At 68.8% G+C, this 22,413-nt stretch carries 18 protein-coding genes and 2 pseudogenes; 7 read left to right on the top strand and 13 right to left on the bottom strand.

Annotated features, from left to right (window positions below; genetic code table 11):
* Nucleotides 1-3: 3 nt before the first annotated feature.
* From IEY95_RS32190 to IEY95_RS32175, 4 genes are all read right to left on the bottom strand, one after another.
* The gene (locus tag IEY95_RS32190) at nt 4-672 is read right to left on the bottom strand and encodes a response regulator (protein WP_189189685.1); all 669 of its coding nucleotides are present in this window, start codon (nt 670-672) and stop codon (nt 4-6) included.
* Complete coding sequence (locus IEY95_RS32185; protein ID WP_189189684.1) at nt 669-1,880, bottom strand: sensor histidine kinase; 1,212 nt, start codon at nt 1,878-1,880, stop codon at nt 669-671. The genes IEY95_RS32190 and IEY95_RS32185 overlap by 4 nt, the downstream gene beginning before the upstream one ends.
* 5 nt (nt 1,881-1,885) lie before the next feature.
* A complete protein-coding gene (locus IEY95_RS32180) occupies nt 1,886-4,084 on the bottom strand; it encodes an MMPL family transporter (protein ID WP_189189683.1) in 2,199 nt (732 codons plus the stop codon).
* A 443-nt stretch (nt 4,085-4,527) separates the two neighbouring features.
* A complete protein-coding gene (locus IEY95_RS32175; protein WP_189189682.1) occupies nt 4,528-7,749 on the bottom strand; it encodes an alpha-L-rhamnosidase in 3,222 nt (1,073 codons plus the stop codon).
* Nucleotides 7,750-8,673: 924 nt separating this feature from the next.
* Here IEY95_RS32175 and IEY95_RS32170 point away from each other — a divergent pair.
* Nucleotides 8,674-9,213, top strand: coding sequence for a GNAT family N-acetyltransferase (locus tag IEY95_RS32170; RefSeq protein ID WP_189189681.1), 540 nt, complete (start codon nt 8,674-8,676; stop codon nt 9,211-9,213).
* Between the two features lie 487 nt (nt 9,214-9,700).
* Complete coding sequence (ppk2, locus tag IEY95_RS32165; RefSeq protein WP_189189680.1) at nt 9,701-10,504, top strand: polyphosphate kinase 2; 804 nt, start codon at nt 9,701-9,703, stop codon at nt 10,502-10,504.
* 69 nt (nt 10,505-10,573) lie between these two features.
* Here the strand turns inward: ppk2 and IEY95_RS32160 are convergent.
* A pseudogene (locus IEY95_RS32160) lies at nt 10,574-10,861 on the bottom strand (universal stress protein); the annotation flags it as partial.
* 56 nt (nt 10,862-10,917) lie between these two features.
* On the opposite strand from IEY95_RS32160, the gene IEY95_RS32155 reads away from it, so the two are divergent.
* The gene (locus IEY95_RS32155) at nt 10,918-12,636 is read left to right on the top strand and encodes a SulP family inorganic anion transporter (RefSeq protein ID WP_189189679.1); all 1,719 of its coding nucleotides are present in this window, start codon (nt 10,918-10,920) and stop codon (nt 12,634-12,636) included.
* A 116-nt stretch (nt 12,637-12,752) separates the two neighbouring features.
* Here IEY95_RS32155 and IEY95_RS32150 read toward each other — a convergent pair.
* Together IEY95_RS32150 and IEY95_RS32145 are read right to left on the bottom strand one after the other, a co-directional pair.
* Nucleotides 12,753-13,412: pseudogene (locus IEY95_RS32150) on the bottom strand (amino acid kinase family protein); the annotation flags it as partial.
* Nucleotides 13,413-13,516: 104 nt separating this feature from the next.
* The gene (locus IEY95_RS32145; protein ID WP_189189678.1) at nt 13,517-14,425 is read right to left on the bottom strand and encodes a universal stress protein; all 909 of its coding nucleotides are present in this window, start codon (nt 14,423-14,425) and stop codon (nt 13,517-13,519) included.
* 383 nt (nt 14,426-14,808) lie between these two features.
* Between IEY95_RS32145 and IEY95_RS32140 the strand changes: the two genes are divergently transcribed.
* From IEY95_RS32140 to IEY95_RS32130, 3 genes are all read left to right on the top strand, one after another.
* The gene (locus tag IEY95_RS32140) at nt 14,809-15,273 is read left to right on the top strand and encodes a Crp/Fnr family transcriptional regulator (RefSeq protein WP_189189677.1); all 465 of its coding nucleotides are present in this window, start codon (nt 14,809-14,811) and stop codon (nt 15,271-15,273) included.
* A 40-nt stretch (nt 15,274-15,313) separates the two neighbouring features.
* A complete protein-coding gene (locus IEY95_RS32135) occupies nt 15,314-16,018 on the top strand; it encodes a CBS domain-containing protein (protein ID WP_189189676.1) in 705 nt (234 codons plus the stop codon).
* Nucleotides 16,019-16,285: 267 nt separating this feature from the next.
* Nucleotides 16,286-17,257: an Acg family FMN-binding oxidoreductase gene (locus IEY95_RS32130; protein ID WP_189189675.1), complete on the top strand. Its 972-nt coding sequence runs from the start codon at nt 16,286-16,288 to the stop codon at nt 17,255-17,257.
* Nucleotides 17,258-17,293: 36 nt separating this feature from the next.
* On the opposite strand, the gene IEY95_RS49410 is transcribed toward IEY95_RS32130, so the two are convergent.
* From IEY95_RS49410 to IEY95_RS32120, 3 genes are all read right to left on the bottom strand, one after another.
* Entirely contained in the window at nt 17,294-17,506 is a 213-nt protein-coding gene (locus IEY95_RS49410) for a sensor histidine kinase (protein ID WP_229703503.1), read from the bottom strand.
* Nucleotides 17,484-17,681, bottom strand: coding sequence for a sensor histidine kinase (locus IEY95_RS49405; RefSeq protein WP_229703502.1), 198 nt, complete (start codon nt 17,679-17,681; stop codon nt 17,484-17,486). Before IEY95_RS49405 ends, IEY95_RS49410 begins: the two co-directional genes overlap by 23 nt.
* A 225-nt stretch (nt 17,682-17,906) precedes the next feature.
* Nucleotides 17,907-19,130: an ABC transporter permease gene (locus IEY95_RS32120; RefSeq protein WP_189189674.1), complete on the bottom strand. Its 1,224-nt coding sequence runs from the start codon at nt 19,128-19,130 to the stop codon at nt 17,907-17,909.
* A gap of 111 nt (nt 19,131-19,241) precedes the next feature.
* Between IEY95_RS32120 and IEY95_RS32115 the strand changes: the two genes are divergently transcribed.
* The gene (locus IEY95_RS32115; RefSeq protein WP_189189673.1) at nt 19,242-19,844 is read left to right on the top strand and encodes a TetR/AcrR family transcriptional regulator; all 603 of its coding nucleotides are present in this window, start codon (nt 19,242-19,244) and stop codon (nt 19,842-19,844) included.
* Here IEY95_RS32115 and IEY95_RS32110 read toward each other — a convergent pair.
* The 3 genes from IEY95_RS32110 to IEY95_RS32100 form a co-directional block, all read right to left on the bottom strand.
* Entirely contained in the window at nt 19,743-20,783 is a 1,041-nt protein-coding gene (locus IEY95_RS32110; RefSeq protein ID WP_189189672.1) for a lysylphosphatidylglycerol synthase transmembrane domain-containing protein, read from the bottom strand. The genes IEY95_RS32115 and IEY95_RS32110 overlap by 102 nt on opposite strands.
* Nucleotides 20,784-20,923: 140 nt before the next feature.
* A complete protein-coding gene (locus IEY95_RS32105) occupies nt 20,924-21,523 on the bottom strand; it encodes a hypothetical protein (RefSeq protein ID WP_189189671.1) in 600 nt (199 codons plus the stop codon).
* The gene (locus tag IEY95_RS32100) at nt 21,520-22,407 is read right to left on the bottom strand and encodes a phosphatase PAP2 family protein (RefSeq protein ID WP_189189670.1); all 888 of its coding nucleotides are present in this window, start codon (nt 22,405-22,407) and stop codon (nt 21,520-21,522) included. The genes IEY95_RS32105 and IEY95_RS32100 overlap by 4 nt, the downstream gene beginning before the upstream one ends.
* Nucleotides 22,408-22,413: the final 6 nt, after the last annotated feature.

Raw genomic sequence — 22,413 nt, 5'->3', positions numbered from 1 at the left:
GCCTCAATCGGATTTCCGCACCGGGAATCGAGGCTGAGGCCGCGGCAGGAGCCCTCTTTCCATCGCCACCACCACTGCCCTTGTACGGTCGTTCACGTCGAGCTTGGCGAACAGACGCAGCAGATGTGTCTTCACCGTGGCCTCGGCGATGACGAGGCGTCTGCCGATCTCGGCGTTGGTAAGGCCGTCGGCCACCGCGCCCAGGACGTCGGTCTCGCGGTCGGTCAGCGGTTCCTGGGCCGGTCGGCGCATCCGCGCCACCAGCTTCGCGGCGACCCGGGGAGCGAGCACCGTCTCTCCGCGTGCCGCCGCGTGGATGGCGTCGACGAGCTGTTCGCGAGTGGTGTCCTTGAGCAGGTAGCCGATGGCACCGGCCTCCACCCCGCGTTCGATCTCCGCGTCCGTGTCGTACGTCGTCAGGATCAGGACCCGGGTGCGCGGATACCTGGCGACGATCTCGGTCGTCGTCGCCACCCCGTCCAGAACGGGCATCCGCAGATCGACCAGGGCCACGTCGGGGTCGAACCGCTCTACGAGTGCGAGCGCCGCACGTCCGTCTCCCGCCTCACCGACGATCTCGATACTGTCCTCGTCCGCGAGCAGAGCGAGGACTCCGGCGCGCATCACGGTGTGATCGTCCACCACGACGATGCGCAGACCTCCCCCGCTCATGCCTCCACCTCGTCTGCCGTGGGGATCATCGCCAGGATCCGCGTCCCGTCGCCCACCGAACTCGTCACCGTGAGCCTCCCGCCCAGTCCCGCCAGTCGTTTGCGCATGCCGTCGAGCCCGAAGCCCGTCGACTCCTCCACCACGAATCCGGTTCCGTCGTCGGTGATCTCCAGCTCCACTCCATGCGGCCGCCGCACCAGCACCACACCGACCGTGGACGCGCACGCGTGCTTGCGCACATTGGCCAGGGACTCCTGGGTGCAGCGCAGCAGCGCGATCCGCGTCTGCTGGTCGCAGTCGAGGTCTGCCAGGTCGGCGTCCACGGCGAGCTCGGTGTCCTCCGCGAAGCGGTCCAGCGTGCGGCGCAGCGTCTGCGCCACCGAACCGGACACCACCCGGCCCGGCCCCGGCGGCCTTGCCGAGGCGACCAACTCCCGGGCCTCGGCGAGGTTTTCCCGGGCGGTGGACTCGATCGACCGCAGTTGCTGGGCACTGCGCGCTGGATCATCGGACATTCCCGCCCGTGCCGCCTCCGCAAGCACGATGATCGACGCGAAGCCCTGCGCGAGGGTGTCGTGGATGTCCCGTGCGATGCGTTCCCGTTCGTCCGCCGCTCCCTGGCGCTGGTGCGCCTCGGAAAGTCGCGCCTGTGTCCGCTCCAACTCCTCGATCAGCTGCGCCCGTTCGCTGCTCTGCGCGACAACCGAGTGCGCCCACAGGCCGATCAGTACGCCCACCGCGACCACGATCAGGGTGGACACCAGCGTCTCGCCGAAGAACTCCGCCGACCAGCCCTGCCGGACCAGGCTCCCGGTCAGTGTGGCACCGGTGGCGAGCCCGAGGAATCCCATCGAGGCCCTTGGAGTGCGCCCGAACATCCAGTAGTGCGGCAGCGTCACCATGAACAGCGCCGCATAACTGCTGCCCAGATACGCCAGCCCGGCGAGTGCGAGCACAAGCACCGAGAGGTAGACCTGTGGACGTACGACAGGATTCCCCGGGAAGCGGTCGAGAACCGCGTAGCACAGCACCACGCAGCTGAGCAGAGCGAGCGCCTTGTACTTGCTCCCGCCGGGCGGAGCCGTCGTCACCAGCCCGACGGCCATCGCACCGAACAGTACCCAGCACACCGTGTTCCACCGGCGCAGCGACGTGGCCCAGAAGGCATCGGCCAAGGGGGCGGCCAAGGGTGCGGCCAGAGCAGTCATACCCATCAACGTACGTCGACCACCTGTCGCCCGTCGGCCGTTCGGGCTGAGGCTGCTGCCGTGCGCCCCGATGCCCGCGAGGGCCACCAGCTCGCTTCCCCGAGCAGCAGCATCGCCGACGGCAGGATCATGATCCGGACGATGAAGGCGTCGAGCAGCACGGCCACCGCGAGGACGAAGCCGATCTGCTTCATCTCGATGATGTGAAGGAAGACGAAACTCACGAAGACGGTCGTCATCACCACCGCCGCACTCGTCACCACGCTCGCCGACCGGCGGATTCCATCGAGTACGGCCTGCCTCGTCGGCACGCCCGCGAGCACGGCCTCCCGGATCCGGCTCACCACGAACACCTGGTAGTCCATCGAGAGCCCGAAGAGGATCACGAAGAGGAACAACGGTACGCGCGATCCGATCGAACCCGTGGAGTGGAAGTCCAACAGCCCCTCGGCCCAGGACCCTTGGAAGACCAGGACGAGCAGCCCGAGCGCCGCCGCAGCGGACAGAAGGTTCAGTACGACACCGATCAGTCCCAGCACCACCGAGCGGAACGCGTACGCGGTGATCGCGAAGGTCACGAGCAGCAACGCCCCGAGAACCAGCGGGAGTTTGCTGTTCTGGTGAGCGGGATAGTCGGTATACCGGGCGACGTCCCCGCTCACTCCGAACTCCGCCCCGGCGACCCGGCCCACGGTCGCGGGCAGGTAGTCCCTCCGCAGGTGGTCGAGGGAGTTGTACGCCTGGTCGGAGTTACCCAGGTACGGCACCTTCAGTTCGAGCGTGCTGATCCGCTGGTCGGCGGATGTCCGGATGCGCGAGGCGCCGGCGAACAGAGGGTCGGCGTCGGCGCGCCGGGCCAGCTCGCGCAGAGCCCCGGTGACCTCGCCGGAGCGCGCGGCGTCGGCCCGTACGACGACCTGGTGCGTGACCCGTTGCTCCGGGAACGCCTCGTTGAGCCTGTCGTACACACGCATGGCGGGGATGTCGCGGGAGTGCGTGTCCCGGCTCATCTCCGTGATCTTCAACCCGGCCAGCGGGGTGACGAGCGCCAGCAGGGCGAGAACGGAGACGCACAGAGTGGCCACGGGGTGCCTGTTCGCCGGCCGCAGCAGCGCGGCCCACACGCGGCCGGCGTCGTTGTCCCGCGCCCGGCGCGCCGGCTTTCCGCGCTCGACGCGACGCCGCGCCCTGCGCTCCTCTCGTTTCCCGAGCTTGACCAAGAGCGCGGGCAGCGCCGTCAGGGAACTGGCCACCGCGACCAGGACGACCACGATGGTGCCGGTGGCCAGCGAGGAGAAGATGACGTCGGCGGCGAGATACAACGTCGCGGTGGAGGCCACGACCGCGAGTCCGGAGACCACGACCGCCCGGCCCGAGGTCGCCGCGGCCAGCTCCACCAGCGCCTCGGAACTCAGCCGGCCGCCCGAGCGGGCACGCTCCTCCCGCTCACGCTTGAGGTAGAAGAGCGTGTAGTCGACGCCGACCGCGAGGCCGATCATCAGGATGACGTTCGTGCCGACCCCGGCGTCAGGTGAGAGGTGTGACGCCACCATCGAAAGTCCGATGGCCGCCGCGATCGACGACAGTGCGAGCAGCAGCGGCACTCCCGCCATGGTCACGGACCCGAAGACGACCAACAGGGTGATCAGGGTGATGGGAAGCGTGATCTTCTCCGAGAGTGCCAGATCGTCGCTGCGCTGCTGGTCGACTCCCTTGCTGATGGAGGGACTCCCGGTCTCCTCCAGCAACAGCCCTGGATACGCCTTCCCCACGACCTCGGTCTGTTCGACCAGCGCGTCGACCTTGTCCTTCGCGTCCCGCTCCTCGCCGTTCAGGGCCACCTCGACCATGAGGATCCGGCGATCCTCGGACAGCAGCGGGTCGGCCACGCCCGCGACCTCGGGCAGCCGCTGCATCCGGGCGGTCAGGTCCCTCGCGGCGGCTTCGGCCGCGGTCCGGTCGACAGGGCCCGACCGGGAAGAGATCAGCACCTGCTCGGTGGACCTGCGCTCCAGGTGCCCCTCGGCGGCCATCGCCTCCGCCCGGCCGGCCTCGCCGACCCGGTAGTCGGCCGTCGTCGCGCCGTGTGTGCCGATGGCGCTGCCGATCCCCAGGCACAGCACCACGAACACGAGCCAGCCGACGATGGCCCGCCAGGGGTGCCGAGCACTCCAACGCGCCATGCGCACAGTGAATGAGTTCATGCCCAAAATCCTTGCTGGCCAGGGCAGTTGGCGGACAGAGGTACCAGGTTGAACTTCGTGTCCACCGATCGGTGGACACGGACCGCACGAGCCTCCCGCGGGCCGGTTCCTCGCACGGCGCACCGCCCGGTGGAGTTCTCCGGGGAACCGCGGGTTGAGGGCTTCCCTCCGTGAATCTCACGGGGCTCGGCGTGAAACCACAGGTCAGCCGTGCGCCACGGCACCGGGAGCGGTAAGCGCGTGGCCTCGGCCAGACCGCGTGCCCTCCGCGTGCCCCATCTCCTGGGGCGTGGCGGCTACAAAAGCGCGGCGGATCAACGGGAAAGCAGCTGCTGCCGACGGCGCATGCGCGATGCGTGCCGAGCTTGTACGAAAAGGCCGGCCCTGAGGTCTGCCGCGAGGCGGACACATGCGCTGTGTCCGCCTATGGGCCCGGAGCATCGTCAGGCCGTGAAGTGGTGTGTGCCGGAGCCGACCTGGTAGACGGCGCAGCCCTCCTCCTGGCGCAGGAACGTCCCGTGGGTGTGGGTGACCGCCTTCGGCGTCGACGCGGGGATCCATACCTCGGCGGTCGTGTTGGCCGGCACCGCGCAGATCAGGGTGAAGTGGCCGGCCCGCTGCCGCCACCGTGTGGAGACAGGGCCGTAGACCGAGGTGAAGTCAGCTCGGGCGGAGGTGACGTCTCCGCCCGGACGGGGACGGATGACGATCTCGCGGTAGCCGGGCCGGCCCGCCGAGATGCCGGCGATGTTCGTGTACATCCACTCGCCCACCGAGCCGTAGGCGTAGTGGTTGAAGGAGTTCATGGCAGGGTCCTGGAAGCTGCCGTCGGGCCGGATGGAGTCCCAGCGTTCCCACATCGTCGTGGAACCCCTGTCGATCTGGTAGCCCCAACTCGGGAAGGAGCGCTGCTGCAGCAGGCGGTAGGCGATGTCGGTGTGCCCCGTGTCGGTCAGGACGGGCAGCAGTCGGGGCGTGCCGAGGAATCCTGTCGACAGGTGCCAGTCCTTGGCCTCGACGAGAGCGACGAGCCGGTCGGCCGCGGCTTTCCGCGACGCGTCCGACAGCAGGTCCATCGACAGCGCCAGGACGTAAGCCGTCTGCGTATCACCCTTGATCCTGCCGTCGGAGGTGACGTAGGCCTTCTGGAAGGCCCCTCGTATCCGTCCGAAGAGGTCGCGATACGGGGTGGCGTCCTTGCCGAGTGCGTCAGCCATCCGGGCCGCGAGGTCGGCGCTGTGCGCGAAGTACGCGGTGGCGATGACGTCCTTGGGGGTCTCGTCGTCGACGTTCAGCCAGTCGCCGTATCCCTGGGCCGGGCGCAGCAGTTGGTCGCTGTTCTTCTCCAGGTACGTCAGCCAGGCCTGGACGGACGGCCAGGCGTCCTGGATGACCTGACGGTCGCCGTATGCCTGGTAGAGGGACCAGGGGACCGTGACGCCCGCGTCGCCCCAGCCGGCAGTGCCGTTGCCGAGCGTGCCGATCACCGGCGCGACGTCTGTGAACGAGCCCTCCGCGGTCCGGGAGTCCCGAAGGTCGACGAGCCACTTGCTGAGGAAACGGGCCGACTCCATCGTGTACGCGGCCGTGGGTGCGAAGACGTTGATGTCTCCCGTCCAGCCCAGTCGCTCGTCGCGCGCGGGCGTATCGGTCGGTACGGAGAGGAAGTTGCCGCGCTGCCCCCAAGTGATGTTGTGGTGCAGCTGGTTGAGCATCGGTACGTCGGTCTCGAAGTCGAGGGTGAAGGGGGCGGACGTATGCATGACGCGGCCCGTGACAGCCCTCGCCGAGGGAGTGCCGGGAAATCCGGTCACCTCGACGTAGCGGAACCCGTGGAAGGTAAAACGGGGCTCGTAGACCTCCTCCCCCTCGCCCTTGAGGGTGTACGTGTCGGTCGCCGCCGCGCTCCGCAGGTTCGCGGTGTAGACGGTGCCGTCGGGGTTGAGCACCTCGGCGTGCCGGATCCGGACGGTCGCCCCCGCGTCGCCCGACACACGCAGCCGCACCGATCCGACCATGTTCTGCCCCAGGTCGAACACGTAGACGCCGGGCTTGGGTTGGGTCACCTTCTCCGGCGTGAGCTCCCGCTCCACGCGCACCGGACCGTCCACCTGCGCGACGATCAGGCCGGGAGCGACATCTCCGGCGCCCCGTACGCCGAGCCAGCCCCCGTCGTCGAAGCCGGGCGAGGTCCAGCCGGGAGTCTCCTTGCGCGCGTCGTACGTCTCGCCGTTCAGCAGATCGGCGGCGACGATCGGCCCGGAGGCGGCCAGCCAGTCGGTGCCCGACGCGATGCGCTCGCTCGTCCCGTCCGCGTACTCCACCTCCAGCTGCGCGAGCAGCGCCGGGTGCCGGCCGTACTGGCCGGGCCCGAACATGCCCACGTTGCCCGCGTACCAGCCTGGTGCCAGGTACGCCCCGATGGAGTTGGCGCCGGGCCGCAGCAGCTCGGTGACGTCGTACGTCTGGTACTGGACGCGGGTGCGGTAGTCCGTCCAACCTGGAGCGAGGTGGTCGCGGCCCACCCGGCTGCCGTTGAGGTGGGCCTCGTACAGGCCGAGCGCCGTGGCGTACAGGCGCGCGCGTGCCACCTTCCGGCGCGGCAGCCGGAATTCGTGCCGCAGCTGGGTGACGGCGTACGACACCGGGACGACCTTCCCCCAGGGTCCGCCACCCCACGCGGCCGCCACCCTGGCCGCCGGCCAGCCCCCGTCGTCGAAGCCCAACTCGCGCCAGTCCGCGGGAGGTTCCTGGTCTGTGGCCTTCCAGGAGGCGTCGGTGACCACCCTCTGCTCACCGGAGGCGGTACGGACCACGAGGACGGCGACGAGCCCCGCCGGGCCCACGGTCGCGTTGGTGGCGGAGACGGCAATAACGTTGTCACCGCTGCGCACCCGGTCCAGTACGTCGATCACGGCCGGCCGGCGCCAGTCCTCGTTGTCGGTGTCGAGGTCGGTGTGGGCCACCTCGACTCCGTTGAGGGAGACGGTGTAGACGTTGTCCGCGGTGATGGCGAGCGTCGCCGCCGTGATCCCGTCGGGCAGTTCGGCGGTGCCGCGGAACCAACGGGTGGCCGCCGGAACGCTGTTCGTCTGATCGCCCTCGGGGAACCAGATCCAGAAACTGCCCTCGAAGGACGGCGCATCCACGAGGCTCGCCGGCGCAGAGATCCACTCGGCGGTCCATTCCCCGCCATCCATGAGGCCGGTCTCCCACCACGAGGGCGCGCTCCAGCCCGAGACCTGACCGTCGCCGTCCCACACGCGTACGGACCAGTGGTAGCGCGTCCGGGGCTTGAGCACGGGACCCCCGTACGGCACGAGAACGGACTCGCCGGACGTGACCTTCCCGCTGTCCCAGACATCCGGGCGGGGCAAGCCCGACGCGGTGGTGGCCACGCGGATCTGATAGGCGCTCTGGCGCATGCCGGCCTTGTCGGATACCAACGGCCAGCTCAGCCGGGGTCGTTGGGCATCGAGTCCCAGGGGGTGCTGGACGTATTCCACGGTCGGCGCCGTGACGCGCAGCCCGTCGCGCTGCGTGTGCGCCTGAGCCTGCGCCTGTACCTGTCTGGATGCCGGTGCGGCTGTCGCCGGTACGCCGTCGACGGTCGCCGCCACGACCGTGGCGGCCGCGCCCGCGAGAATGTTCCTCCTGCTGATCACTACGACTCCTCACTCACACAGAATGGGTGAATCGATTCAGATTTGAGAGGCGTGGGTAACGTAAAGCCGCGTGAGGCGAGGGTCAACTGTCGTGCAGATGATTTCCTGACGCCCCAAACCTGGCGATCACTCCGAGCGGTGCGGGTGCGCGAGGCGGGCGCGAGGGCATTGAACGGTTTCAATGAGAACCCCGGAATCCTCGTGCTCCACAAGGCTGGGCGGCCGCCCCAGGAGGGGGCGGCCCCGGGGCGGGCGGCGGTCGCACATCCGCCACGGAGATGTCAACGACCCGGTACTGAAGTCCCGGGAAGCCGCTTGCTCTGAGGAAACACGGCGGCCAATGGCTCCACACCCACCCCCCTCACAACCTTCCATATCCGCAGCTCTTGTTGGAACGGTCGGTCAGAGTCATAGCGGTCGCTCCGGGGACTCTGAGTATCCTTGCCGGGTAGGTGCGGTTTCTGGGGTTGCCGTATGTGGCTGCCGTACAGCATTTGGCTGCCGTACAACTTGGCCGGCCCGGCGAGCGCTTTCGAGGTTGTTGCGGGTAATCAATGCGTCGGGGTGCGTGTCGCCCAGCACCCGCTCGGACTGGACGAAGGTGGCCTCGAGAGGGGCCGGGCGCATCGCACGAGCTCGGACAGCGTACGAAGCCATGGACGGCAACGTAGTTCGACAAGGCCAGGACCTGGCGTGCCACAGCCGTGCCACATCGTGCGGTCAGCCACGGTCAACAACGGCTCGTGGCAGTCGAGATGTGCCATCGCTGTGGGCTGCGCCTACAGCAGGAGTGAGCTGCGGACTCTCGCCGCACGACACGACCACCCTTACAAAGCGGTGGTACCAGCAGACGCCGCCTCGTACGCTGCGCGCATGTGTCGCTACGGGCTGACCTATGGTTTGACCACCTGTTAGCGTGCGCGGATGGAAGATCTGGGACCCGTGGCTTGGCCGCCTGAGCCGATCAGGACCGAGAGGCTCGTGCTCCGTGAGCCCGAGACCCGGGACCGTGCGGCGTTCATCGAGCTGCTCGCCTCGCCAGAGGTGCACACCTACCTCGGCGGCCCCCGACCGCGTGACGAGCTTGAGCGCGAGATGTCCGGGGCGCCCGAGCGGTGGCCCGGGAGCTTCGCCGTTGATCTCGACGGGTCGATGATCGGCCAGATCCTGCTCAGGAGAGCAACGGGGCACCGTCGCCCGGCTGCCGCGGAAAAGGCCGATCTCGGCTACCTGTTCCTGCCGCGGGCGTGGGGATTCGGGTACGCCGCCGAGGCGTGCGCGGCGGCACTCGGCTGGCTCGCCGGCGCGCTTCCCGGCGAGCCGGTGGTGCTCACCACCCAGACCGCCAACGTCGGCTCGATGCGTCTCGCGGCGAAGCTGGGGTTCACTGAGGTAGAGCGGTTCGAGGCCTGGGGCGCCGAGCAGTGGCTCGGCATGCGGTCCCCGCTCACGCCCTCCAGTTGAGTTTGCGACGGAACCACCGGGGGTACCCGCCCATCCACGCGCGAGCAACCTGCAACCGCGACTTCTACGGACGTTTGCGGCTCCGCTTCCCGCTCCGCGTCCGGCACGCGGCTCCCCTCCCCCGCGGATAGGTGGATGCCGTTCGCGGCACCCGAGGAGGACCGGGGTGCCTGGGAGGACCAGGAGGTGCAGATGCTGCGGGACGCGCTGAGGCCGTGGCGGGAGAAACACCCGCACGTGCACGTTCAGGAAGACGTCCGGCTCATGACCCCGCCCGCCGCCCTGGTGCATGCCTCACGTTCCCGGGCTTCTGGTGGTGGGCCGCAGCGGCGTGTCGCTCGGGCCCACCGTGCAGGCGCTTCTGCAGCACGCCGAGTGCCCTGTGGCCGTCGTGCCAGTAGGCTGCTGTCCTGGTACTCGATCTTGGGCATGATGACTCTGTCAGTCATCGAGGTGACTCCGTAACTCATCGGACGGAGGAGGCGGCATGGCCGACAAGAAGACGGCGAGGGTGCCGCGCACGACGTACGATCGAGAACTCCTGCGCCTGCAGACGGAATTGGTGAAGCTGCAGGAATGGGTCCGCGCGGAGGGCGCCCGCCTGGTCGTCGTGTTCGAGGGACGGGACGCGGCCGGCAAGGGCGGCACGATCAAGCGGGTCACGGAGCTCCTCAACCCGCGCGTGGCGCGGACCGTGGCCCTGCCGAAGCCGACCGAGCGCGAGCGCACCCAATGGTACTTCCAGCGGTATGTCGAGCATCTCCCTGCGGCCGGGGAGATCGTGCTGTTCGACCGGAGTTGGTACAACCGCGCCGGCGTCGAGCACGTCATGGGCTTCTGCACCAAGGAGGAGCACCAGCTCTTCCTACGCCAGTGCCCGATCTTCGAGCGCATGCTGGTCGAAGAGGGGATCCTGCTGCGCAAGTACTGGTTCTCGGTGAGCGACGCCGTGCAGCAGGAACGGTTCCGGCGTCGGCTCACGGACCCGACGCGCCGCTGGAAGCTCTCCCCCATGGACCTGGAGTCGATCACCCGATGGGAGGCCTACTCCCGGGCGAAGGACGAGATGCTCGTGCACACGGACATCTCGGAGGCCCCGTGGTTCGTCGTGGAAAGCGACGACAAGCGGCGAGCGAGGCTCAACATGATGGCCCATCTGCTCGGCTCCGTGCCGTACTACGAGGTGCCGCCGCCTGTCCTAGAACTGCCGCCGCGCCCGCCGTCCACCGGCTACGAGCGCCCGCCGCGCGATCTGCAGACCTTCGTCCCCGACCACGTGGCGACCCTCTGAGCTGCCCCGGCCTCATGCCCGGTGCGGTACGACGGCGACCGGGCGGGCCGCGTGGTGCAGCACGCCGTTGGCGACCCGGCCGAGGGTCTCCGCAGGTTGGCCGGCGATCTGCTCGGACGTGATCTCCACCCCGGGGTGGCGCAGGCGGATGCCTTCGGCAGTCTCACGGGGAATCCGTTCGGTCCAGTGCCGCAAGGTCTCGGCTCCGAGGAGCGGCACGTGCGCCATGGGCTCCGGTACCGGCTCCCAGACATGGACCAGCTTTATGGGCAGGCCGCGCAGCTTCGCTTCGCGGGCGGCCCATTCGGCGGCGGCCCGGCTCTCCGGCGAGCCGTCGAGGCCCACGGTGACACTGATCTCGCGCCTCCCTGATCTTCGGTGGAATCCTGAGAGCACGCGGCGGAAGGAGCCCCATGTCCCAGCCTTCGGGTGGCCGTATCCCGATGTGGCGCCGCCTGACGCCCGGACTCAGCACCCTCCTCGGGTACCAGCGGGCTTGGCTGAGGGGTGACCTGTTGGCCGGGGTGACCGTGGCCGCGTATCTCGTTCCGCAGGTCATGGCATACGCGGGCGTGGCCGGTCTGCCTCCGGTCGCCGGACTCTGGGCAATCCTGCCCGCCCTCGCCCTCTACGCGTTCCTCGGGTCCTCACGCCTGTTGTCGGTCGGCCCCGAGTCGACCACGGCGCTGATGACGGCCACAGTGGTCGGCCCGCTCGCCGCGGGGGATCCGGGTCGGTATGCCGTGCTGGCGGCCGCCCTCGCGGCCACGATCGGTCTGCTGTGCCTGGTGGCATGGGCGGCACGGCTCGGCTTCGTCGCGGACCTGCTGTCCCGGCCGGTGCTGATCGGCTATCTGGCCGGCGTCGCCTGCATCATGACGGTGGACCAATTCCCGAAGCTCACCGGCGTGCAGACGACGGGTTCGGCCTTCTTCTCCCAACTGTGGTCCTTCGTAAGCCACCTGTCGCAGATCCATCCGGCCACCGTGCTGTTCGCCGCCGTCGCGCTCGCGTTCCTCTTCACGGTGGCGCGGTTCTTCCCCAAGGTGCCCGGACCGCTTCTCGCCGTAGTCCTCGGCACAGCGGCCGTGACCGCCTTCGACCTCGACGGCCGGCACGGCATCAAGGTGATCGGGGAAGTTCCGGCGGGCTTGCCCGGCGTGGCCCTGCCGGATCTCACCGAGCTGCCGCACCTGGTACTGCCCGCCCTCGGCGTCCTCCTCGTCGGTTACACCGACTTCATCCTTACCGCACGGGCCTTCCACCGCCCTGACGACGAAGGCCCTGGACTCGATTCCAACCAAGAGCTGCTGTCCCTCGGCTCGGCCAACCTCGGCGCGAGCGTCCTGCACGGCTTCCCGGTGAGCAGCAGCGCCAGCCGCACGGCGCTCGCCTCCTCCACCGGCGCCCGCAGCCAGGTGTACTCGCTGGTCGCCGGCGCGGCAGTCCTCGCCGTCCTGCTCTTCCTCAGCCCGCTTCTGACCCGCACACCCTCGGCCGTGCTCGGCGCGCTCGTCGTCTACGCCGCCGTCCGCATGATCGACCTGTCCGGCTTCCGCCGGCTGGCGTCCTTCCGACGCAGAGAACTCCTACTGGCCCTCGGCTGCTTGGGCGGAGTGCTGGCCCTGGACATCCTCTACGGCGTCCTGGTCGCCGTCGGCCTCTCGGTGGCCGAACTGCTGACCCGGGTTGCCCGCCCGCACGACGCCGTGCAAGGTCTGGTGCCCGGACTCGCCGGCATGCACGACATCGACGACTATCCCCAGGCACGCACCATCCCCGGCCTGCTGATCTACCGCTACGACTCCCCGCTCTTCTTCGCCAACGCGGAGAACTTCCGGAACCGGGCTCTGTCCGCCGTCGACGAGCAGCAAGACCCGGTCCGCTGGTTCGTCCTGAACACCGAGGCGAACGTGGAAGTGGACATCACGGCGCTGGACGCCGTCGACGATCTGCGCCGCGAACTCGCCCGCCGCGGCATCGTCTTCGCCCTCGCCCGCGTCAAACAGGACCTGCGGGACGACCTCGAGGCATACGGCCTGACGGACTCCGTCGGCACCGACCTGATCTACCCCACCCTGCCGACAGCCGTGGAGGCATACCACCGGTGGACCGAGTCCCAACCTCACTGACTCGACTGGCACGACAAGGCGTGCAACGCGCTGGAAAAATGCGGGCGTGCGCCTGCTTCCCACTCGACGAGCCGCGCGCGCCACTGAGGGCTTCGTACTTCGCGGCGCCGAGTTGAGTCGGCCTTCAGGTCCTCGGCGAAGAGGGCCGCCGTGAGGTCCTTGTCGATCACTGCCTCCGTGCCGGTCAGCGCGCCCGTGTCGCTGTCGGCGGTGACGGGGACACCCCCTGTCCCGCTGCAGATGACCAGCGTGCCACTGCCCAGCAGCTCGTGGACGGTGCCCGTCTCAAGAACCCGCTCGGGGCCGGGGACGCGACGACGCGACGCCGGCCGGTGGTGTCCTCGGCGATGCGCCAACCGCGCTTTCGGGCGAGTGAAGGCGCCACTTCCCGAGGCAACACCGGGCCGACGAACTCGGCAGGACGGTCGAAGGCGGGATCCCCGGCCCGTACGAGCGTGTGCGTGACGAGCGCCGCGATGTGACGGCCGGGCAGCGCGTTGTGCAGGGTACGGGCGAGGAGGGAGCCGATCACGCCCTGGGGCTGGGCGCCAAGCAGGTCCAGTGGGTAGGGAGAGGTCAGCGCCGGCTCGGCGGCGCTCTCAACGGCGAGCAGGCCGATCTGGGGCCCGTTGCCGTGCGTGAACGATCTCGTGTTCGTGGGCAAGGGCCGCGAGCGCGGTGGTCACCCGGTCGGCATTGGCTTCCTGGCCAGCCACGTCAGGGCGTTCACCCTGGTGCAGGAGGGCGTTGCCGCCCAGGGCGACGACGATGGGCATGGGTCAGTCCTCCATGGTTCGACGAGCACGCCCTTTGATGGTGTGGACGGCTTCTCGCCCCTGGCTCGTCGGCGCCCTCGACGCGGTCACGGACGTCGTGCGACTCAGGCATGCGGGATCACGGCGACGGGACAGCCGACGTGATGGAGCACGGCGTGCGTGACGGGGCCGATGTGCGTGCCCATGTGGGTGTCCCGCTTACGGCGCCCCACGACGACGAGGGAGGCTCCGGTGGACGCCCGTACCAGTTCGGTGGCGGCGTGCCCCGCGCAAACGGTCTCGCTCACCGGCACTTCGGGGAACTTCTCGCACCATGGGCGTACCGTCGCGAGCACGGTGCGCTCGTGTCCGGCGAACAGTTCGGCTCCGGGCTCCGGGACTGGCTGGTCGTCGCCGACGCGGGCCGGAGCAGGGCCGAAGGCGTGGATCACGCGCAGCGCGGCGCGGCAGCGCCGGGCGGACTCGAAGGCGAACTCGATCAGTTCGTCGCAGGGGTGCCGGGTGTCCAGCCCGAGGACGACATCGCGATGCGGGATCTCCGGAATCTCGTCCGGTGAGATGCCGTCCGGGGCGGGGAGGTGCTCGTCGGCCACGGTCTCGCCTGCACGCACGAGCACCACGGGGCCCGAGGATCTGGCGATGACGCGCTGGGACACCGAGCCGAGCATGAATCCTGCGACGCCGCCGAGGCCGCGGGACCCGAGCACCACCAGGTCGGCTTCTTCGGCCGCCCTGAGGAGAGCGGTGACGGCGGAGTCGGGCACCAGGTGCTCAACGATCCGCAGCCCGGGGTGCGCAGCGCGGACGCTGTTCGCCGCCTGGTCCAGTCTTTGCTCGGCCCAGTTGCGCGCCGTGCTGCCCGCAGGCACGTAGGGGGCGGCGCGCGGATGCCACTTCCACGCGTGCACGATGCTCAGCGAGGCCCCGCGGCGCAGCGCTTCGCGAGCCGCCCAGTGCGCCGCGGCGAGGCCCTGGGGGGATCCGTCAACTCCCGTGACGACGTGCTGAACCATGATGCGCGCCTCCCATATCCAGGCCTGCCCGCTATTGTGTCGAGCCTTGTGCACGAGCGGGCCGGTGCGCAGGGGCCGCACAGCCTCTTTCCGGGGTCTTTCGGCCCAACAGCACCAGGAGTTCACGGGCACCGCCGGCCCGGCGTCGACTCCAGCAATCTCCGGGCGCCATCGGGAATCTCCAGCCCGTCGATCGGGACGGTGACCGCTGCTTCCCTCAAGCCTTCATCGCACGTCGAAGCCAGGCCTCCCGGCAGCGCGCCGAAAGGTTGTCGCGCGGTGCCGGGTGGCCCGGCGATGGGGCCAGGCGGCCCATGGCCTGGGCCGGAGCAAGGGAACACGCTGTAAGCGGCAGGTCCGTACACACGCCTTGGAGGCCCGTCATGAGCGCTCCCCCCACATCCAGCATGCTCCGAGCCCTGCCCACCGAGCATCAGCAGCGGCTCATGCGGATCGCCCGGGAGGTGTCCTTCCGTGAGGGAACGCGCCTCTTCGAGGAGGGCGGGCGCGCCGACCGGTTCTGGATCATCCGCACCGGCTCGGTCGACCTCGACATGCACGTGCCCGGCCGCAAGGCTGCCGTCATCGAGACCCTCCATCACAACGACCTCGTCGGCTGGTCTTGGCTGTTCGCCCCGCACTCCTGGCATCTGGGCGCCGAGACGACGACGCCGGTGCGGGCCTACGAGTTCGACGCAGCGGCGGTTCGGGCCATGTGCCAGGACGATCCGGCCCTGGGTATGGCGGTCGCGAATTGGGTGGGCAAGATCCTCGCGCACCGACTGCAGGCGGCCCGAACCCGGCTGCTGGATCTGTACGCCCCGTACGGCAGCGGCAGCATTCGCTGACCGCCTCGACAGGAGTGAGCGGACCGATCGAGGAGACGTCATGCACGGCACCCCACACATCGTGAGCGATGTGATGACCCACACGGTCGCCGCCATCGGACGTGGAGCGAACTTCAAAGAGATCGTGCGGATGATGCAGGAGTGGCGGGTCAGCGCACTGCCCGTCCTGGAGGGCGAGGGCCGCGTGGTCGGCGTCGTCTCCGAGGCCGACCTGCTGCCCAAGGAGGAGTTCCGCGACAGCGACCCCGACCGGTACACCCAGCTGCGCCGTCTGTCCGACCTCGCCAAGGCCGGCGCGGTGACCGCCGGCGACCTGATGACCTCTCCACCTCTGACCGTCCACGCGAACGCGACGCTCGCGCAGGCCGCGCGCATCATGGCGCGTGCCAGGGTCAAGCGGCTTCCCGTCGTCGACGACCTGGGCATGCTGGAGGGCATCGTCAGCCGCACAGACCTGCTGAAGGTGTTCCTGCGCGAGGACGAGGACATCGCCGAGGAGGTCCGGCGCGAAGTAGTGGCGTACCTCTTCCCCAGTCCCGTGTCAGCCGTACGGGTAGAGGCACGGGATGGCGTCGTAGAACTCATCGGCCGCATCCGGGACACGTCCCTGGTCCCCGTGGCCGCACGTCTCATCCGGGCCGTCGAGGGTGTCGTGGACGTGGAGTTCGACCTCGACGAGCCTGTCCGGACCTCAGGGGCAACCGCGGTCACGACGGAAGGGGACGCGAGCGTTCTCCCGGCGTGACGGTTGTCGAAGGCCCCCTGGCTTCCGGTGGCAGCACCCTGGCCACCTCGCCGTGGGCCACCACCTCGCGGTGCCGTGGCCGGGGCGGAAAAGGGCACAGCGTGCCCCGGCCCTCAGCCGGCTTTGTGCCCCCGCCGCGGGCCGACCTGGTCCCACTCCTCGCCCCACCGCTCGGTGGCTCGACGTTCGATCCGCAGGCGCACCACGCCTCCGCACGCGAGGATCAGCGCCCCGCCGACACTCGGTTCACGGCGAAGAGGAGTTCACATGCGTTCCTCGACTCTCGACGTCGCCACCCTGGAGGCGCTCGTCGGCGCTGCCGTGGCGGCGCCGTCCATCCACAACACCCAGCCCTGGCTGTTCCGCCTCGACGCGGACACCGTCACGCTGGAAATCCGCGCGGCCATCGACCGCGGCCTGCGGCACAGCGATCCGACCGGGCGCGCACTGCACATTTCCGTCGGCTGCGCACTGCTCAATCTGCGGGTGGCGGTGGCCCACTTCGGGTGGGAACCGGTGCCCCGGCTCCTGCCTCGGCCGGCCGAACCCGACCTGCTCGCCACGGTACGGCTCGGCGGCACCACCAGGGCCTTCCGGGATCCGCACCTGTACGACGCTCTGTGGCACCGACATAGCAGTCGCCTCCCGTTCTCCGACCGGCGACTGCCCCCAGCCGTACTCACCGAACTCATCGAAGCCGCGCACGCGGAAGGTGCTCTGCTGAGTCTTCCCTCCCCTCGGGAGACCGACCGCCTGTTACGGCTCACGGGAGAGGCAGAACATCGCAACGCCGTCAATTCCGAGCGGGCAGCGGAGAGCCGCCTCTGGGTGCACGAGCCGAACTACTCGGCTCTGGGGATTCCGCCGGAGGCACTGGGACCACAGGACTTCCGGAACCGGATCCCCATGCGGGACTTCGGCGCCCCCCGGCACTCCGCCCTCCTGCCCGCACGCACCTTCGAGAAGCGGCCCTCGATCGCTGTGTTGTCCACCGCGCACGACCGAAGGACCGACTGGCTGCGCGCGGGGCAGGCGCTCGAACGCGTCCTGCTGGTCGCCACCGCTCACGGCGTACGGGCTTCGCTGATGCACCAAGCGCTGGAGTGGTTCGACCTGCGCGAACAGCTCGTGCCGCGGGCAGACCATCGGCGCGATCACGCCCATATGGTGATCCGCCTGGGATACGGGCCGGAGGGTGCCTCTTCCCCTCGTCGCACAGCGCGGCAGACTCTCGCCTGAGATCCGCCGCCGGCCCCTTTCCAACCCGCGGGGGCCTCAGTCCTTCGCTGACCACGTCGGCACGCGCCACACCAGCCGCGTACGACCGCCCTCCGGCCGCTCGCCCAGCGTGAGCACGCCGCCGAGTGCGTGGGCCCGCTCCTCCAGGTTCTTCAGCCCGCTGCGCGCGACGCCGTGCGGCACCCCGCAACCGTTGTCCGCCACCATCAGCGTCAACTCGTCACCGCTACAACGCAGATGAACGTCCACGGACCGGCCCGGAGTGGTGGGCCGCATTACTGAGCGCCTCGCCCAGCACGGCGAGCGCATGGTCGGCGACGTCGTCGTCGACCTCGGTGTCGACGAGCCCCTCGATCCGCAACGCGGGCGCAAAGCCGAACGAGGTGGCCGAGGCCCTCACCGCCTCGGAGACCCGGCCACGCAATCCGCTGACGTCCTTGGCACCGCCGCCCCTTCGCAGGCCGAAGATGGTCGACCGGATGATCTTGATGGTGTCGTCGAGGTCATCGACAGTCCGCGCGAGTCGCTCGACCGCCTCGGGGTGGTCGACGAAACGCTGGGCTGCTCCACCCGCCGGCCCAGTCGTTGGCGGACGACCCCTTGCAAGATGGCGCGCCCCCGCAGCGCCGCCTTCTCTTCAAGGGCTGGATCACGTGCCCGCAGCGTGTCGGGCGTGCGAGTGTGCGTGCATCCCGATTCGTGCAGGCGAAGACGAGTCTGCGGACTCCTCGGGGGCCAACGGCAACTGGGGCGTCGCGACGTCGTTCGCCGGACGCTCCGTACCCGGAGTCGCGCTCTCGTGAGCGACGGGGCCGTTCCCAACGCGGGACGCACGGTGGCCGAACAGGACGGCTGCCAGTCCCAGCACGCTCCACAGGGTAAGGACAGCGATGTGGCCTGCGCTGTCATTGCCGTTGAAGTAGGCCGTGCCGCGCACGAGGCTCGCGCCGGCGCCCGGCGGCAGCCACTGGCCGATGTCCTCAACCGCCTTGGGCAGCAGTTCTGGTGCGGATGTGCTGCCGGAAAACGGATTGCCGACAAAGACCATGAGCGCCGCGCTCAGCCCAAGCCCCGCCGAACCCACAAGCGTGAGTACCCCGGCAGTGGTGGCGCTGATAGCGAGAATGGTGAGTGACAAGGAAGCCCAGGTTGCCAGAGGTTCGTGCGGTAGTGCACCGAGAAAGCCCTGGGCAACCACGTAGACCCCGAGGGCTGCCGCTCCGCTCACGACGATCAAGGCCATGAGACGCGACCCAGGTCGCAGCCTCCGTGACATCGCAATGACCAAGGCAATCATGATGCTGCAGATCGTCAGCGGCAGAAGCGCCGAGCTGAAGACCACGCCCCGGGGGTCATCCACCGAGGTCTGAACGACATCCACCGTCCTCACCCGGATCTGCGCCGGCCTTTTGGGACCGGCCTCACCTTTCTTGGAGCGAGCGGACGTGCCGTGGACAGATGAGGCAGCGCGGTCCGCGGCAGCCTTGGATGCATGGGCGGCCAGTTGCTGGCCGGTCTTGCCCAGCAATTGGGCGACAGTCGGGCTCGCGGCAGTGGACTCCAGGACGGTGAGGCTGCTGGGGGCGACCACGAAGGCACCGTAGACGTCCCGCTCCCTGATGGCGGACCGCGCCGACGCCTCGTCGGGGTAAAGATGGAAGTCAAAGCCGCCCGGCTTGCTGTGCGCCAGGCCCTCGACCGCGCCCTGGCTTGCCGTACTCGTACCCACGATCCCCACTGGCAGGTCACGCGGCGCTATGCGCGCCGCAGGCCACGCATAGGCCATCACTGCCAGTGAGATCACCAGCGGCAACGCCACTGCCATGATGGCCACATGACGCCATGACTGGTGTCCCACCAACGGGGTCTTCACGGTCTTGCCTCCCAAAGGCGAATGATCATTCTCTTGGAACCCAGTCTGCTAGGCTCGCCGTCGGAGAGTCAAGACGAACATTCGTTTTTCTTATTTGGATAGGATGCCCCCATGCCGAAGGTATCCCAGCAGTACATGGACGCTCGCCGTACCCAAATCCTGGACGCAGCACGACGATGCTTCCTGCGCGACGGATTTCACTCAACGTCGATGCAGGATCTGTTCGCAGAGTCCGGGCTCTCGGCGGGCGCGGTTTACCGGCATTTCGCGAGCAAAGACGAGATGATCCTGGCCATTGCCGAAGAGAACATGCGTGAGGTCCTGACGCTGGTCCACACCGTCGCCACCACTCGGCCCAGAGGTTCCGTAGGGGCCGTCATCGCTGATGTCTTCGACCTCGTATCAGCCAGATCCGCGGAACACGACATCGCAAGACTGGCTGTGCTTGCCTGGTCCGAGGCCCTGCGAAACCCCACGTTGGCCAGACAGTTCAGCACCCTGCTGACCCAGATGCGCTCCGACCTCTCAGAGGTCGTGCGAGAGCACCAAGAAAGTGGTGCTCTGCCCAAGGAGGTGACTGCCGAGTCGATCGCCGGCGCGCTGGTCTGCTTCCTACCCGGCTACATCCTCCAGGTGGCCATGCTCGACCCCACGCTCGTGGATGGGGTCGGCGACGCGGTACGGGCTCTGTGGCCGGATCCGGCCACGCCCTGACCGGCTCCGTCGCTGGACGAGCAAGACCGACCACCCGACGACACCGATCAGTCCTGGGTTGAGGGTCCGGTAGAGAAGATCAGCGGCCGTGGCGGCCGCCATCGGCATTCCGCCGTGATGCAGGGTCAGGACCAGAGCCGCGTCGAGAGGGCCAAGTCCCGCGGGCAGCAGAGGGAGAGCCGATGCGGCCGTCATCGCAGCGACGTAGGCGAGCAGCACCTTGCCCAAGGCCGGGGCCGAGCCCACCGCATGGCACACAGCGAGCACACACACGAGATCGCCGACCCAGTTGATCAGGGCAGCGCCAAGCCCCAGGACCCAGAAGCGAGCTGGAGGCCGCATGGCAGCCAACTCCTCCAGCAGGCCATCGGCTGACGTCTGCCCGTCCTGGCCGCGCCGCAGTCTCTGCCACACACGAAGAACAGCGCTCACCGGCCGGCGCAACACGTCGGTGTGCTGGACGAGCGCGAGCGCGGCGACGGTGACGGCCAAAACCGCTGAGACTTGAACGGCGGCCCTTACAAGCTGGGCACTGTCCCCAGCCAGAGTCCTGCCAATTCCAGCAAGCATGACGAGTGCGACCGTACTCAGAACACCGGTCACAGCATGGGTGAAGCCGATCAAAGGCACACTGGCACCCCAGGTACGCATACGCCTTGTCCGGTAGGCGATTGATACCAGGCTGCCGCCAGGCAGAGTCGCACTGAGAGCGTTCCCGGCAAACACGGCGGAAACCGCAGGGCGCAGTTTCACTCGCAGCCCGCCCGTGCTCAGTGCCAGGCGCTGCAGCCGGGCGAAGGCCGCCATCGACACCATCTCTGCCGCGACAGCCAGCAGAAACCAGGCGGGTTGAGCGTGGGCCAGCTGGTCTGCCGCACCCCGCACGTAGGGCGCAACAAGCGCCAGCTCGACACTCAGCAACATCACGACGGCGCCCATGGCGAGCGCGACGCGTGGTCGAGAGCGTGACGGGGATGTGCCCCCGTCGTCCTCGTCCGCCTGTCCCGCCCGGGCTTCCGACCTCGGAGTCGCAACGTGGATGCATCCGTGGTCGCCCGCCTCGGTCTGGTGCGAGCAGCTCATCGCTGCACCGGCCACTGGGGCAGCAGGTGCCCCAGGCCCTCCAGGTGCACGTGGCACCATGCGTGCTTGGGGAGGGCCAGGCCCCATACGCTCGCACGAAACGGCACGTCAACACTTACGGCCGCAACGTGGCCCCCGCCGTCTGCGATCGACGGCAGAGGACCGACAACATTCAACCGGCCAAGAGGGACGGCGTCAGTAATGCCGTTGAGCGTAAGCATGGCGGTGACCTCTTCCCAGGCGGTGCCCTGGTCGCCGTCATAGTTCCGAACCAGCCGCAGCTCCCCGCCGGTCCCTGCCAGTTGGTGCGTCAGAGCTGCCGGATGCCGCCAGGCCCGTCGGCGATGGCCGGATGTGTCGCAGTCGGATATCCGGAAGCGTGCCCGCCCCCCGATCAGCTCCTCAGTGTCCGGGCTGACCATAAAGGCGTCGTCGAGGTGCAGTGGCAGATACGAGTCGGCCTTCCCTCGACGCCTGCTGTACAGCCAACTGCTGGACCCGCTGCGGTCGTTGCCGTGTTCCGTGTCCTGCAGATGGAAATCGGGATACGGGGGGTCTTCATCAGCGCGTGGGGGCAGCCCGAAAGAGTAGATCATGGTGAGTCACCTGGAGGGAGTCTGTGTGAGGGGGCCCCGGGGATGTCCGACCGGGCAACTGCGGTGACGAGCCCGACAGCGGTCAACGGGCTCCATCGCATGGCTGCGGCGCGTCCGCCGACGATACGAATGCGGTGCTGCAGGACGCCGAAGAAGACGATGAGCGCGGCGCCTGCAATGGCGTCGGCCAGATAGTGGTTGCCGGTTGCGACGACGTCCAGGGTTGTCAGAGCGGGATAGGCAAGGCCGAGGATTCTGACGGTCCTTCGCCGTGCGTGCCGGTAGAGAAGCCAGCCAGACCACAAAGCCCAGCCGACATGCAGTGATGGCATGGCCGCGTACTCGTTGACGAGTCCGCCGAGCCCGTGCGGAGCGCTGGTCTCTCCACTCCACCAGCCCCACCGCTGGACGTCGGCCACGCTGTCATGGATTCCTGCGTGGGGAAGCAGCCGCGGCGGAGTGGCGGGGAAGAGCCAGAACCCGAGGAGGGCGCTCATGGTCGCCATGGCGAGCCAGGTACGAGCACCGCGGTAGCGCTCGGGGTGCATCCGGTAGAGCCAGATCAGCACGGCGGGCGTGACAACGAAGTGCAGAGTGGCGTAGAAGTACGCGGCGAGAACAGCCAGGACTGGAAGCTGGTGGAGTACTTGATTGAGTGGCCGCTCCGGTGCGAAGTGGACGGTGTGCTCCCAGCGGAAGATGCTCCGGCCGTTGTGGTCCGCAATGGCAGTCCATCCCCGCTGCAGACCTCGGGTGGTCTCGTAGACGGCGTACAGCAATCCCACCAACAGCCACTCCGCCCACCATCGGGGATGTGTACTGCCGTCCGGTGTACGCGCGAGGCCCTGAATCCGGCGGCGTACGGAAGAGGCGCAGTTGGCCATCGGCCG

It is taken from the genome of Streptomyces albiflavescens, assembly GCF_014645835.1.
Classification (GTDB): domain Bacteria; phylum Actinomycetota; class Actinomycetes; order Streptomycetales; family Streptomycetaceae; genus Streptomyces; species Streptomyces albiflavescens.
Note: the sequence above shows the minus strand (reverse complement) of the source record. Positions and strands in the feature narration are given on the sequence as shown.